Source organism: Occallatibacter sp. (assembly GCF_049582745.1).
Taxonomy (GTDB): domain Bacteria; phylum Acidobacteriota; class Terriglobia; order Terriglobales; family Acidobacteriaceae; genus Telmatobacter.
In genome coordinates, this window is the sequence record NZ_JBAUUO010000153.1 from 1 (window position 1) to 14,289 (window position 14,289).

Here is a 14,289-nt window from a genome sequence, read left to right on the forward strand (position 1 = left end):
CCGGCACTTAGAAATCCATCCAGCGCGAGTCCTCGACCAAACCCGCCACTATCGGCGAGGGAATATCCCCATGTCCTCTGAAATCAGCCCTGTGGATTTACAGAATCGCTGTTTTGGACAAGAGTGGCTGGACCCCCAGATTCGCATCGAGAATCAGAGCGGCAACCTGCTCGGTCGTGGCGGATAGCAAAGCAGCCCGGTCGGGCCGCATTGCAATGTCGAAGAGAAAGCCAACCGCGTACAGGCGCTCATGGGCATCACCACCGGGACGCGTATGCATCAGCACGGCTGGGAGTATTCTTTCCACTTCCGCGGGCGAAACGGTGCTTAGAGAATCGCAAATCGCCAAGTACCGATCCTGTTCCACTTGGCGGTCGAATGGATGAGCGGACACACTGTTCAGAAAGCTATCGGCAGAGAGACTCTGGGCCAGCAGACAGTTTGCACTGCCGAGGAATAGTGAGGACACAACCATCATGTAAGTTGTAGTTCGTCTCAAAGTGGCTCTCTTCGATCGCGTCGCCTGTGCGGGCATCTTTCAATCAACATAGGACTGCGGACGACGGGAAGCTCAGCCTTCTTCCGCCTCTCGCAACTTCGCAATCACCGTGAAGTCTTCCAGCGTAGTCGTGTCGCCCTTGATTTCGCCGTGGGTGGCCAGCTCGCGCAACAGCCGTCGCATGATCTTGCCGCTGCGCGTTTTCGGCAGCGCTTCGGTAAAGCGAATGTCGTCAGGGCGTGCGAGCGCGCCGATTTCTTTTGCCACCCACTTGCGCAGCTCGTCCTTCAACGCTTCGCTGGGCTGGTTGCCGCTCTCGAGAGATACAAATGCCGAGATGGCCTGGCCCTTGAGCTCGTCGGGACGGCCCACCACCGCTGCCTCCGCGACCTTCGGGTGTGCAACAAGGGCCGACTCCACTTCCATGGTGCCGAGGCGGTGTCCGCTCACGTTGATGACGTCGTCGACGCGGCCCATCAGCCAGAAGTAGCCATCGGCGTCCATGCGCGCGCCATCTCCGGTGAAGTAGCAGCCGGGAACGTCGGACCAGTAGGTCCTCTGATATCGCTCGGGATCGCCGTAGACGGTACGCGCCATCGAAGGCCATGGCTTGCGAATAATCAACAATCCGCCCGAGCCCGCCGGAACAGCGTGAAACTTCCCTTCCGCATCGGGTTTCGTAATCACTTCAGGCTGGATGCCGAAAAATGGCCGCGTGGCCGAGCCGGGTTTCGTCGGAACAGCACCGGGAATGGGCGCGATCATGATGGAGCCGGTTTCAGTCTGCCACCACGTATCCACAATGGGGCAGCGGTTGCGGCCGATCTTCTCGCGATACCACATCCAGGCTTCAGGATTGATCGGTTCACCAACCGTCCCGAGCAGGCGAAGCGAGTCGAGCTTGAATTTTTCGACGAACTGGTCGCCCCACTTCATGAAGGCGCGAATCGCCGTGGGTGCGGTGTAAAAGATCGTCACGCGGTGGTCGTCGATGATCTTCCAGAAGCGCGAAAAGTCGGGCCAGTTGGGGGCGCCCTCGTACATCAGCACCGTCGCGCCATTCTGGAGCGGCCCGTACACCACATACGAGTGCCCGGTCACCCAGCCAACGTCGGCCGAGCACCAGTAGATGTCGTCATCGTGCAGATCGAAAACGTACTTCGTCGTGATATACGTCTGCACCGCGTAGCCGCCCGTGGTGTGGACCAGGCCTTTCGGCTTCCCGGTCGTGCCCGAGGTGTAGAGAATGTACAGCGGATCCTCGGAGTCCATCGGCTCTGCAGGGCATTCTGTCGGCGCATTGGCAACGATGTCGTGCCACCACCAGTCGCGGCCCGTAATCATGTGTACCGGCGACCCAGTCCGCTTGTAGACAATGACGTGGTTGACGGTGTGGCAAGCAGGCATAGCCTCGTCCACAGTGCGCTTGAGCTGAACTTCGTTGCCGCGGCGATAGCTCGTGTCCTGCGTGATGATTGCCACGCATCCACAGTCGTTCACGCGATCGGCAATCGCATTGGCGGCGAATCCGCCGAAGATCACGGAATGGACGGCGCCGATGCGCGCACAGGCCAGCACGGCGATGGCCAGCTCCGGCGTCATGCCCATGTACACGGCAACGCGATCGCCCTTCTTGATGCCGAGGGTCTTGAGGCCATTGGCGAAGCGCTGCACTTCGGCGTGCAACTCCGCATAGGTCAGGCGGCGAACCTCACCCGGCTCACCCTCCCACAGGATCGCCGTCTTGCCGGCACGTTCGCTGTGCACGTGGCGATCGAGACAGTTATAGCTCAGGTTGAGCTTTCCGCCCACAAACCACTTGGCCGACGGCAGATTCCACTCCAGCACCTTGTCCCACGGCTTGAACCAATGCAGTTCCTTCGCAATACCGGCCCAGAATTTTTCGGGGTCTTGGATGGACTCCTGGTACAGCTTTTCGTATTGCTCGAGGCTCTGGATGTAGGCGTGCTTCGAGAACTTCTCCGGTGGAGGAAAGACGCGGTTTTCGCGGAGAGTCGACTCGAGATCCTGACTGGAGAGGGATGAAACTGACTTGGGATCTGCAGGAACGTGCGCGGAAGACATGAATGAGTCCCTTCAGGGATTGAGCCGCCGCTCTAAAAGGCGCCGACAACACTGGGCACGCTGGCGGGCAAACGTATCGGAGCAACTTTATCGGGGGAGGGCCATAGAGAGCAAGTCAAGCGGATGGCGCAACGCACGGAATCGGAGGCATTTGTCCGCTATTCCGCCGAAGCTGAAGCTGTCAGAGGCGCGGGAACAGGCCATGTCGCCGGCTTTGTCGTCGCAAGCTCTTCCCAGATCAGCGTCCCGCGGCTTTCTTTCAGGAAAATCATGCCCACCACGAAACTGAGCGAAGCGACCGCAACCGGGTAGATCAACCCCGCGTAGATGCTTCCCGTTGAGGCGCAGAGGCTTACGCCGATCATCGGCAGCAAACCTCCGAAAACGCCGTTGCCGATGTGATACGGCAGAGAAACCGACGTGTAGCGTACCTTCGCCGGAAATGCCTCTACCAGATACGCGGCGATCGGAGCGTACGTCAGGATCGAAAACACCGTCTGCAGCCAGATGAGAAAGATAAGCGCGGACTGATTGGGATGGGGCGCCTCAGGTGCTGTATCGAGTTGGCCGCCGGAGGCGTCGCGCGTGAGGGGCGTAAGGTGAATGTCGCCTGTGACCCTGTCTTTGGTTGAGCCCACCGTCACAACATTGTTGCCCGCAGCCTGCTGCATGGCCTTGTATATGGGAAACGCACAGACAACAAACAACAGCAATCCCGCCATCATGATCTTCTTGCGGCCGATTCGGTCAGAAAGCGCTCCAACGATTGGATAGAGCGGTTGGGCTGCAATGATTGCCACGGCAACAATGATGTTTGACGTTTCTGCCTTCACGCGCACGATGTTCTGCAGGTAAAAGAGCGCGAAAAACATTCCCGTATACGAAACAACCGACTGGCCGGCGGCGGCACCGAACAGCGAGATGAGCACCTGTTTGAGATTCACCCACTTCCCGAATGCGTCTCTGATCGGCGCGTTGGAACCGCCTCCCGACGCCTTCATGTGCGAGAAGATCGGCGACTCTTTCATGCGAAAGCGGATATAGAGCGAGATGCCTACCAGCAGAATGGACAGCAGGAACGGCAGGCGCCATCCCCAACGCTGGAAGCTCTCGCCCGGCATCGACTTTTGAGTGGCGAGAATAACGCCCAGCGAGAGAACGAGACCAATGCCTGCTGTCATCTGCAGAAAGCTGGTGTAAAAGCCACGCCTCGTGTCCGGCACGTGTTCGGCGACGTACACCGCCGCGCCCCCGTATTCGCCGCCGATGGCCAGCCCCTGCAGCAGGCGGATAAGAATCAGCGCGATGGGCGAAAACCACCCGGCAGTATGGTATGTCGGTAGCAGCCCGATCGACGCGGTGGCCGTTCCCATGATGCCGAGCGTAGCGATAAACGCGATCCTGCGGCCCACCAGATCGCCGACGCTCCCAAAAAACAACGCGCCGAATGGCCGAACCAGAAATCCCACGGCGAACGTTGCAAGATAGGCGATCAGGGCGAACGTGTCGTTACCGGGCGGATAAAACTTGACGGCCAGAACCGAAGTCAACGAGCCGAAGATGTAGAAGTCGTACCACTCGATCAGGGTGCCGGTAGACGCACCGAGGATGATCTTGGCAAGCCCGCGCGGTGGGGCAGAGACAGTGCTGCCTACGGCCAGAGAAGACATTCGCTGATCGACCTCGCGAAGTGTCCGGCTTATCAGCGGGGGCGCGCACCGGGACTTCAACGCCAACTCTGCTGGCGCCACAGGACCGAAGTCAAGCAAATTCATCGCACAATCGTCTGCTCAAAAAGTAAGGCGCCACGGGAGAGCGACCTGCTGGCGCCTTCAGAAAACATCATTTCGTGCGAAAGGTTGAGATGCGCGTGCCGGTTAGGGAAGATCGATCTGTACGATCTGGCCTGTCCCCGGAGGCGCTGCGCCAAAATTCGAGACATAGAGCTTGCCGTTACGACCGAACGCCATGCCCGTCGGCACAACAAGCCCTGTGGCGACGTCCTCAATGCTCCCGTTGTGATTGACGCGGACCACTTTACCGGCGCCTGGGGTTGGAAATCCTGCAGCGTCGGAAAGTTCGAGCACGTAAAGCAGGCCGTCAGGACCGAATGCAACTCCAGTCACCGACGTAAAACCAGCTTTGGAATTCAGGATGTGCAGGTCGCGCGAGTAACCGCGATCCTCGAGACCCGGAGCAGGGACCTGGCTGCATTCTGCGCGGCCAAGCGTAAGAATGCGCGCTGCCGTGGGCACAATGGGAAACAGGTAGAGGTTGCCCAGGTAAAGCTGGCCGTCATGCGACGTGATCGACGTGGGAACAATGTGTCCCTCCGATGCCGAAACATCGAGCACTGAGTCCATCGAGCCATCTGTACCAATGGAAATAATCTGGCCGTGATTGGGCTCGACCGCATACAGCTTGTGCTCAAACTCAGTCATGCTGAAGAAAGTGCCATCCGGTTCGAAGTCCGGCAGGTTCGGATACTTCACCGGGTGCGTCTGGATGAACTTGCTGAGGTCGGCCACCAGGCTCCACGAGCCGTTTGACAGGTTCACTTTGTAGAGTCCATTGGGGCGGGTTCCGCCGTGGGAACATCCTCCGCCAGCTACAAGGGCATAGAGTGTTCCATCGACAAAAGCGACGCCGGCCACGCTGGATAAATCGCCTGTAGCCGCCACGGTTGACGGAAATCCGCTGGCAACAATTGTGCGCTTGCCGCTCGGGGTGATCTTGGAGATCTGTCCGGTATTGCCGCCAAGGTAAGGCCCGATGGGAGGAATGACCTGCGTGCAGGTTGTGGAAGTGGTCCCCCCCGTCCCGGCCTCGGCGACGTAGAGATTCCCATCAGGACCAAACGTGAGCCCGCGGGGACCGTTGAGGCCTGTAACCCAAACGTGCACATTGGAGGAGGGTTGCGCGGTAAGTGAATTGGGGAATAGGCTTGCGGCCAGTGCCGCAGCTGTCAGCAAAGCGACCTTGGGAATCTTCATATTGGAGTGACCTCGAGTGATTTGGCAGCATTCCGGATGGGCTGCTCAGAACCCAGACTCTAGGCATAAAGCAGAATTGTGATAAGTTCCGGCATGTAACTTACGGCCTTTTCCAGCACGTAACGAACGTCAATTTCTTGACATATTTAGAGGACGCAATGGAGTCGACGCAAACGCCTTCGGCGGAGGATATCCGGGCCGAACTGAATCGCGTGATTGCGTCCGTGCCCTTTGCCAACTCCCATCGCAGCCAGCGGTTTCTCCGTTTCGTTGTCGAGGCCTCCCTCAGCAATGCCGATGAGTCCCTGAAAGAATTTGCCATCGCGGTCGACGTCTTCGAGCGGAACGTCTCGTACGACCCATCCATCGACGCGACCGTGCGTGTGGAGGCGGGGCGCATGCGGGCCCGGCTCCGCGAGTACTATGCCGAAGCGGGCCGAAACGATCCGATCATCATCGACGTCCCAAAGGGCGGATACCACGCCAACTTCATCCGGAATCCTACAACGTTCGAAACGCCTGCACCTGCCGCACAGACACCTTCAACTGCCGTCGAGGCACCGCATTCCTGGAATCGCCGTCCCGTCGTCCTGGGAGCGCTCGCCGTTCTCCTTCTGATTGCCGTCGTTGGGACGATGCTGCTCAGAAGGCGGAACCCCGCTCAGGCCGCCTCCCGCGCGAACGGGCAAATTGTCCTGGCCGTCCTTCCCTTCTCAAACGAGACAGGCTCAGACTCGAACACTTACCTGACCGAGGGAATTACACAAACCCTGATCCGCCAGTTTTCGCAATTGCCTCGCGTGCGAGTTCTTTCGCGCGCGGCTGTAGAACGGATGACCCGCCAGAATGCCGCCACCCAATTCAGTGTCGGGTACCTGCTCACCGGCGCTCTGGTGCGCAACTCCGACGGCGATATGGTGCTCAACGCTGAACTGAGCAATGCCAAAGACGGCTCGGTTCTCATCAGCCGTCAATACATTCCAGACGAAGCGGATCTCAGGCCCATCCAGGCCGACATTGTGCAGGACGTGGTGAACGGGCTGGGCATCCAGCTCAATGCAAAGGATTCCGCTGGCGCACAACAGCCGCTCACCTCGAGTCCCGTGGCCTTCGCATATTTTCTCCGCGGCGAAATGCTGGTCCGGAAACGCGATGATCCCGGCAACCTCCATCGCTCCATCGAAGAGTTTCAAGCAGCCGTCAAACTCGACCCCTCTTTCGCTCTCGCATATTCGTCCCTTGCCGAGGCGCATCTGGAGTTAGGCGTGTACTACGAGTTGCCTCTCGATCACATGCCGCTCGCGCGCCAGTACGCCCAACACGCGCTCTCGCTCGATCCCTCCATCCGGCAGGCGCATGGAATTCTCGGCTTAATCGATCTTTTATATGACTGGAACCTGCCTGCCGCGCAGACCGAGCTCGCACAGGCCGATACCCGGGAAAACGCCATCTGGTCGCTGGGATGTACGGCGCATCTGCTGGCCACCAACGGCCGATATCGGCACGCAGAGGAAGACCTGCAGCGCATGCTCGAATTCGATCCCGACTCCTCCATGCTGATTTCCGAGCTGGGCTGCGTGAAATATTATGCCGGCCAGTATGACGACTCGATTCGCTATTACCGCCAGGCGATGGCCGTCGACTTCCAATCTGTACTTGGCTACTGGGGCCTGGGCCGTGCGCTCACCAAAACCGGCCGCTACAAAGAAGCCCTGGAGACACTTCGAGCATTCAAGCCCGCCAACGGCATCGAGCCGCCCATCATTACTGCGGAGATCGGATACACCGAGGGCGTCTCAGAAGATAAACAATCGGCGGAGGAGACCCTGCGCCAGCTCAAGGAGCAGGCAAAAAAGATTTACGTCGATCCGTACCTGATCGCCGTCGTCTATTTGTCGCTTGGTGACCATGGGCGCACCTATGTTTGGCTCAACAAAGCTTATGACGTACGATCCCCATTCCTGATTTCGCTTGCCAGCGACCCTAAGTGGTCCGATGAGATCCGCGATCCGCGCCTCCGTGCGCTGTGGGACCGCATGACCCATCAACAGGCAGTCGATGCCGTGCACGAAGTTTCTGCCAACGCACTCTGAAGTCTGACCAGTCTGCGCAATCCCACCGGCTCAGGATCGATACCGCTTCTGGTGCCACGCCCAGGCTGTGCGAACAATATTGTCGAGCTGCGTGTAGCGCGGTTTCCATCCCAGTTCGCATATCGCCTTTTCAGAGCTGGCAACCAGCACCGCCGGGTCGCCTGCCCGGCGCGGGTGCAGTTCCGCGGGAATGGGGTGGCCGGTGACGCGGCGGGCCGACTCGATGACCTCGCGCACGCTGAATCCCTTGCCGTTACCGAGGTTGAAGATCAGGCGCGCCTTCACCGCGGCATCGCTCTCGAGCGCCTTTAGCGCCAGCAGGTGTGCATCCGCCAGGTCTGCAACGTGGATGTAGTCGCGAATGCACGTACCGTCCGGTGTGGCGTAATCATCGCCGTAGATGCGGATCGATTTGCGGCGCCCCAGCGCAACATCGAGGATCAGCGGGATCAGGTGCGATTCCGGCTCATGATCTTCGCCGCGAGTAATGCCATCGGGGCCTTCCGGCGCGCCCGCCACGTTGAAGTAGCGCAGCGAAACGGAGAGCAGTCCGTGAATGGCATGGAACCAGTTGAGCATGGTTTCGACGAGCAGCTTTGATTCTCCATAAACGTTGGTCGGCTTGAGCCGCGCGCCTTCCAGGATGGGCACGGATTCCGGCTCTCCATAGACGGCGGCCGTAGATGAAAACACCACGCGATGCGGGCCGTCGGAGATCACAGCTTCAAGCAGCGCCAGCGTGGATGCCGTGTTATTACGAAAGTAGAGCTCGGGATGCACCATCGATTCGCCGGCTTCGATCAGCGCGGCAAAGTGGAGTACAGCCTCAAAAGGCTTTCCCTCTTCCTTGGCGGCCTTGAAGATATTTGCAAGTAGAGCCCGGTCTGCGAGGTCACCCTGGATGAAATCGACCCCTGCGGGAACCATCTCGCGGCGAGCATGACAAAGATTGTCAAAAACCGTGGGCTTGTGACCCATGGAGACGAGCAAGGATGCAACTGTTCCGCCGACATAACCAGCACCGCCGGTAACCAAAGTTCTCACAAAAAGACTGTCCTTCCAGAGCGGATTGGGTTACCGTGAGTCTATTACAGCAGGCAAGCAGGAACGGTTTGCGCCGTTCAACCTAAAGACCGCCTTTAAAGCGGCTTGCCCGAACTACGCAAAATATGAGCACAACAGGTGATCATATTTGGGGTTTGAGGATGGGTACATTCTGCTGGTGGAAGTTCCTTTGTGCCCCGCTCTCCGAAATGAGAATCTGCACCTTGGGTTTTGATGCATTTGGTTTTACCGGGGAGTGGTCCGATGGGTTCGGGTCGTGTTTGTAAAATTGGGTTTGCGGTCTGTTGCCGCAGTTTGGAGCCGAAAACCAATCGGGCTGGCGCTTGCGCCTCCAATTCCGATAGCATAGGGGGAGACATTCGCGTTCCTCCTGTCCCGAACGGGGAGGGTCAGCGTCAAAGACAGCACGCGGGTTTGAGAGGCGCTTCCACCCTCTGCCTTCAAACACCGTATAGCACGCAATGCTTTTCTTTTTGGAATCAGCCAGTTGCCAGAATCAGCGAGGAGTGCTTGCGGCAATTGAAAATGGGTTCTGCATGCCCTGAAGAGGTTGGGGGCAAAATGGCGAGATGGAGTCATTTTCAGGCGTCCCTCCTCAACGGTGTTTTGCCTGGTTCTCTTCAGACTGAAAACGCCCTCTCCGAGGCGAACCCCGAGGTATGAAGATGCAGATGAGTGGCTATCCAGATCGTATGACGTTTGGCTTGCTTCCGGAGCCTGAAGGCCGGTCCGCCTCGTTCTTCACGAGCGTGACCGTTAATATGATCATCCTGGGCCTGGTGATCTATGTCGGCATGACGGCCAAGCGCGTCATTCAGGAACACAAATTCGAGCAGACGGAGCTGATCTTCCCTACCACGCCGCCCCCGCAGCCGAAGTTCAAGACTCCTCCTCCGCCCAAGCTTCCCGATCTGCCCAAGCCCAAGCTTGAGATGCGGATGGAGCAGCCCAAGATCAACATGCCCAAGATCGAGCCGAAGCCGGCTCTGAAGCCGCTGGAGATGGAGAGCAAGCTGAATGCGCCGCAGATCAAGGCGGCCAGGCCGGCGATCATCCTCGCACCTCAGCCCAAAGCGGCGCTGACCGCAGCGATGCCTGCACAGAACAAAACGGTGAAGGCTTCAACCAAGCCTGTGCACCTGGGCGAAACCTTCGGCGTCACGCCGAATCCGAACGCGAGCCGGCCGGCGACCGTGGCCGCGATCGGCAATCCCTACGGTGGAATGGAAGGTCCGGCGGTCGCTCCTCACGGAGTGGTGGGCTCGGCCGGAATCGGCAATGGATTGAAGTCCGGTTCCAACGCCGGCGTCGTCGGCAAGGTTGCGCAGGCTGGAATCCCCGGCGGAACGGGAACCGCAACGACGGGTTATGCGACGGGCGGCAAAGTTGCAGCCGCGGGAATCCAGACACAATTGGCGACCGTTCCCGCGATGCAGCATTCGCCCGGTGAGGTGGCGCCCACCAACCTCGAAGTACTGTCAAAACCTGCAGTGCAATACACTCCGGAGGCACGTCAATTGCGGGTTCAGGGCGACGTGATTCTGCGCGTAACGTTCACCGCCGCGGGACAAGTCATCATCAAGAGCGTCGTTCACGGGTTGGGTCACGGACTGGATGAAGAAGCCCGCCGCGTGGCTGCGCAAATTCGTTTTCGTCCCGCCACACGCAACGGACAGGCAGTGGATTTAACGACCAACATCACCATCACGTTTCAGTTGGCATAGCGTCCAATTTGCACCAATGATCACGACAGTGCGCGAGCAGAAGCAACAGACTCTGACACTGTCTTAGAAATGCAAGATCGAATCATCCTAGGAGATGACATGAAGTACAGAAAGATCGCCCTAACCCTCCTGACCATGGCGCTTGGGACATCCGGGGCGTATGCGAAAAAAACTCCGGTCTACGAGCAGGCCCACCAGTTGACCCCGGATCAGGCCGCGCTTGTGCAGAAAGCCATCGGGCAGGAAAAGATCCTGATCAAGGCGATCCAGCAGCGCACTCCGCTTGTAGAGACCTACATCCAGAACACGCGCCCCGATGTGAAGCTCTACCAGGTGCCCACAAGCGATCAGTACACGCTCAGCCGCGTTGACTTCGGCAAAGGCTTCTTCGACAAGACCTACGAAGCGAAGGATGTCAGCGGCAAGAAGGGCTGGTTCAAGGGATCGTTTGGCGCCATCACCGGGCTCACGAAGGCCCTGGGTCTCGATAAGCACTTTACCTATAACCCGACCGGCTTCATGCAGATGATGTTCCTCGATCCCACGGGGTTCGATCAGCAGCACTACGTGTTCAGCTTTGTGCGCCGCGAATTCCTCGGCTCCGTGCGCACCTGGGTCTTCGACGTGCATCCGAAGGTTAGCGGCATGGGCCGCTTCTACGGCCGCATCTGGATTGAGGACCAGGACGGCAACGTTGTCCGCTTCAACGGAACTTACACCGGGCCGCGCTCCGAGGATGATTCCCGCTACTACTTCCACTTCGACAGCTGGCGCATGAACGTCCAGCCGGGCATTTGGCTGCCGGTTGCCATCTACGTTGAAGAATCGAACCGCGCCGGCGAAAAGGATGAAGGCCTCAAGGCGCAGACCCACTTCTGGGGTTACAGCCTTAAGCTGCCCACGCGTGACAGCGAGAGCGTGAGCATGAAAGTGGAAGACGCCGAGGACAAGAGCGACGACTCGCAGGACGTGAGCCCGCTGCAAGCCTCGCGTCAATGGGTTCTGCAGGCCGAAGACAACGTGATCGACCGCCTCGAACAGGCCGGCCTGGTTGCGCCTCTCAGTCCCAATGGCTTTGAGCAGACGGTGCTCGATCAGATCGTCACCAACCTCGTGGTGCCGAACAACATTCCCCTCAGCATGCCCGTGCACTGCCGCATCCTGCTTACCGACACCATCGAGACCACCACCGTCGGCAACACCATCCTCATCAGCAAGGGCCTCATCGATACCATGCCCCGCAATGAGGCAACCATCGCCTCGGTCATCTCTATGGAACTGGCGCACATCGCGCTCGGCCACCACATCGACACCCGCTACGCCTTCAACGACCGGCTCATGTTCCCCGATGAGGCTTCGTTCCGCCGCGTCAACATGAACCACACCGATCACGACAATCAGGAAGCGGCCGCCAGGGCCCAGCAGTACCTCGACGCGTCGATGTACAAAGATCAGTTGTCGACCGCCGGCCTCTTCTGGGAGCAGCTAGCCGATCGCGGCCAGGTTCTCAAGGCGCTCAACACGCCGAAGCTTGGCGACTCGTTGCTGAAACTCGACGGCACACCGTGGATGACGACGCTGGCCCACAGCGCCCCCAAAATCAACTGGGACGACCTGGCGCAGATTCCGGCTCTTCCCCTGGGAAGCTGGCTGAAGACCGATCCGTGGGATGACCACGTGCACCAGTTGAACGCCAAGATGTATGCTCCGCTCAACCCGCGCGACAAGATGCCGCTCGAAGTGACGCCGGTTTACTTCAGGCTGCAGCGGTACGACGAAGCACAATCGCAGGCGGCAAATGCGGCGGCTGCGGCCAAGCCAAAAGCGGGCGCAGCAGTACAGCCCGCGGCCGGCGATCCGCCTCCCGCCGCTCCGCCGGCCGGACAAACCACCGGTGGAACGCCGCCTCCCGTCGCTTCAGACCAGCCGGCGCCTTCACAGGCTGAGGGCCCCCAGCCACAACAGACACCCAGTACGCCGAACCCGCAACAGCCAAACCCGCAGCAGTAAGTTCAATTTCATCGGGCTCAGGGTCGAATAGCAGAATCCCGCTATCCGCCCTGGGCCTTTATACTGAGTGCCGATTTCGAGTTGTATGGTCAACCGATTCACTGCGAGGAGTGAACCATTTCCCTTCCCATGAGAAGAATTGCAGTTTCTGTTTTCATCTTTTTGATTTGCGCTGCTGCTTCTTTGCATGCGCAAGTGGCGCCCTCGGCATTTCGCGGCCAGTTATCGCTGACCGCGGGCGGAATGGGCTCCGTTTTCCAGCCGGACTATGCGGGCGGCGGCCTGCCCCAGTCCAGTCCGCAACGCCTGTTCGGATTCGGCGCTTACGCAGACCTGAAGATGACGCGCTGGATCCAGATCGAAGCAGAAGCGCGCTGGCTGCGTCAGAATACCTACGTCGACATCAACGAAGACAACTACCTCATCGGGCCTCGCGTGCCCATTCATGAATTCAGGCGGCTCGGCATTACGCCCTACGGCAAAGCGCTCGTCGGACTGGGCAGGATGAACTTCGAGTACAACCAGGCCTACGGCCGCTTCACCGATATCGCTCTCGGTGGCGGTGTCGACCTGAAGCTGAGCAAGCACTTCGTCGTCCGCCCCTTCGACTTCGAGTACCAGTTCTGGCCCAACTGGGTCAACAACGACGTGCTGAAGCCCTATGGCGCCAGTGCCGGCATCGCCTACAAGATCTTCTGAGTGCAGAGTTCAGATTTCGTAGTTCAGGGTTTCGAGTTCCGAGGTCTTGGCTATTTGTGATTTAGTGAGATTGTCATCAAACGTAGTCGCTTCGGGCCCGCGAACGAGAATCATCGGGGGTAAGCGGAGTGAAGGACCTGCTTTTCGTGTGGTGGCACTCGGCCTTGGTAGCTCGGAGATCTTTTATTTCTCGCTGCTACAGTCCTTATCGCTGACGCAGCACTTCCGGCAGCCCGATCAATACAGGATTTGAGAGCCGAGTTGGCGAAGAAGATTGCCTGGTTCATCGGCTCTGATCCGCCGAATTCTGTGTACGCTTCGGTTCGAGGGGAGCTATAGTTTTTGGGCAAGCAGTTTTGTCCCTGAAACTCGTCTCCACAATCCGATCCCAACAACCGCCAGGATGCCAAGTGTCATACCATCAGTTCCTGAAAGGCCTCAGGAGGAGTCAATGTCCGATCCCACGAAATCACCGCGCTCTTCACCGGAAACTCAAGATGAAAATCACGGCATCAGCCGCCGCGGCTTTCTGAAGGGCGCCGGGTTGACTGCCGCCGGAACAGCTTTGCTCGACGGAGTTCAGGCATTCAGCCGTGAGACAGCGGCGACAACGAACCCGGGTGTCACAGAACTGGGACCCGGTCCAGTTCCCGTTCGCCTCAAGATTAACGGCAAAGAGCACGGCTTGGAGATCGAGCCCCGCACCACGTTGGCCGATGCGTTGCGGATCCATCTCGGCATGACGGGAACCAAGGTCATCTGCGATCGCGGAGCCTGTTCGGGGTGTACGGTCTGGCTCGACAAGATGCCGGTGAACAGCTGCATGACACTGGCGGTGGATGCGATCGGTCACGAGGTGACGACGATCGAAGGAATTTCCGCCGACGGCGAGCCACATCCCCTACAGGCCGCGTTTGTGAAACACGATGCCATGCAGTGCGGCTTCTGCACGCCGGGCATGGTGATGAGTTGTGCGGCGCTTCTCGAAAAGAATCCCCGTCCTACGGAGTCAGATGTGCGTCACGCGATTTCAGGCAATCTGTGCCGATGCGGAACCTACCCCAAAATATTTGCCGCTACTCTTGAAGCAGCCGGAAACACGCGAAAGGCCTAACGGAGGT

10 protein-coding genes are annotated in these 14,289 nt (G+C 58.9%); 6 read left to right on the forward strand and 4 right to left on the reverse strand.

The genetic code is table 11. From position 1 onward, the window contains the following. Positions 1–187: hypothetical protein (locus WCA10_RS21885; protein ID WP_472824656.1), on the forward strand; the 187-nt coding region annotated here is incomplete at its 5' end. 384 nt (positions 188–571) lie between these two features. On the opposite strand, the gene acs is transcribed toward WCA10_RS21885, so the two are convergent. From acs to WCA10_RS21900, 3 genes are all read right to left on the reverse strand, one after another. Then, a complete protein-coding gene (gene acs, locus WCA10_RS21890) occupies positions 572–2,584 on the reverse strand; it encodes an acetate--CoA ligase (RefSeq protein ID WP_472824657.1) in 2,013 nt (670 codons plus the stop codon). 158 nt (positions 2,585–2,742) lie between these two features. Then, a complete protein-coding gene (locus WCA10_RS21895) occupies positions 2,743–4,254 on the reverse strand; it encodes an MFS transporter (protein WP_472824658.1) in 1,512 nt (503 codons plus the stop codon). Between the two features lie 207 nt (positions 4,255–4,461). Then, on the reverse strand, positions 4,462–5,577 hold the full coding sequence (locus WCA10_RS21900; RefSeq protein ID WP_472824659.1) for a ScyD/ScyE family protein: 1,116 nt from the start codon (positions 5,575–5,577) through the stop codon (positions 4,462–4,464). Between the two features lie 158 nt (positions 5,578–5,735). Here WCA10_RS21900 and WCA10_RS21905 point away from each other — a divergent pair, with 158 nt between their 5' ends. Beyond that, entirely contained in the window at positions 5,736–7,670 is a 1,935-nt protein-coding gene (locus WCA10_RS21905; protein ID WP_472824660.1) for a tetratricopeptide repeat protein, read from the forward strand. Between the two features lie 30 nt (positions 7,671–7,700). Here the strand turns inward: WCA10_RS21905 and galE are convergent, their stop codons facing one another. Then, on the reverse strand, positions 7,701–8,714 hold the full coding sequence (gene galE / locus WCA10_RS21910) for a UDP-glucose 4-epimerase GalE (protein ID WP_472824661.1): 1,014 nt from the start codon (positions 8,712–8,714) through the stop codon (positions 7,701–7,703). A gap of 692 nt (positions 8,715–9,406) precedes the next feature. On the opposite strand from galE, the gene WCA10_RS21915 reads away from it, so the two are divergent. The 4 genes from WCA10_RS21915 to WCA10_RS21930 all read left to right on the forward strand — a co-directional run bounded on the left by WCA10_RS21915 (position 9,407) and on the right by WCA10_RS21930 (position 14,282). Next, positions 9,407–10,459: an energy transducer TonB gene (locus WCA10_RS21915; protein ID WP_472824662.1), complete on the forward strand. Its 1,053-nt coding sequence runs from the start codon at positions 9,407–9,409 to the stop codon at positions 10,457–10,459. Positions 10,460–10,558: 99 nt separating this feature from the next. Beyond that, positions 10,559–12,469, forward strand: coding sequence for a M48 family metalloprotease (locus WCA10_RS21920; protein WP_472824663.1), 1,911 nt, complete (start codon positions 10,559–10,561; stop codon positions 12,467–12,469). A gap of 129 nt (positions 12,470–12,598) precedes the next feature. Next, positions 12,599–13,168, forward strand: coding sequence for an outer membrane beta-barrel protein (locus WCA10_RS21925; protein ID WP_472824664.1), 570 nt, complete (start codon positions 12,599–12,601; stop codon positions 13,166–13,168). Positions 13,169–13,619: 451 nt separating this feature from the next. Continuing rightward, positions 13,620–14,282 carry a (2Fe-2S)-binding protein gene (locus WCA10_RS21930; RefSeq protein ID WP_472824665.1) on the forward strand — a complete coding sequence of 221 codons (663 nt, stop codon included), beginning with the start codon at positions 13,620–13,622 and terminating at the stop codon, positions 14,280–14,282. Positions 14,283–14,289 lie beyond the last annotated feature (7 nt).

What these genes read in the sequence shown, in the direction of transcription:
- WCA10_RS21900 (WP_472824659.1), bottom strand. Translation starts at nt 5,577, where the DNA reads ATGAAGATTCCCAAGGTCGCTTTGCTGACAGCTGCGGCACTGGCCGCA.
- WCA10_RS21930 (WP_472824665.1), top strand. Translation starts at nt 13,620, where the DNA reads ATGTCCGATCCCACGAAATCACCGCGCTCTTCACCGGAAACTCAAGAT.
- WCA10_RS21915 (WP_472824662.1), top strand. Translation starts at nt 9,407, where the DNA reads ATGAGTGGCTATCCAGATCGTATGACGTTTGGCTTGCTTCCGGAGCCT.
- WCA10_RS21925 (WP_472824664.1), top strand. Translation starts at nt 12,599, where the DNA reads ATGAGAAGAATTGCAGTTTCTGTTTTCATCTTTTTGATTTGCGCTGCT.
- WCA10_RS21895 (WP_472824658.1), bottom strand. Translation starts at nt 4,254, where the DNA reads ATGTCTTCTCTGGCCGTAGGCAGCACTGTCTCTGCCCCACCGCGCGGG.
- WCA10_RS21920 (WP_472824663.1), top strand. Translation starts at nt 10,559, where the DNA reads ATGAAGTACAGAAAGATCGCCCTAACCCTCCTGACCATGGCGCTTGGG.
- WCA10_RS21905 (WP_472824660.1), top strand. Translation starts at nt 5,736, where the DNA reads ATGGAGTCGACGCAAACGCCTTCGGCGGAGGATATCCGGGCCGAACTG.
- acs (WP_472824657.1), bottom strand. Translation starts at nt 2,584, where the DNA reads ATGTCTTCCGCGCACGTTCCTGCAGATCCCAAGTCAGTTTCATCCCTC.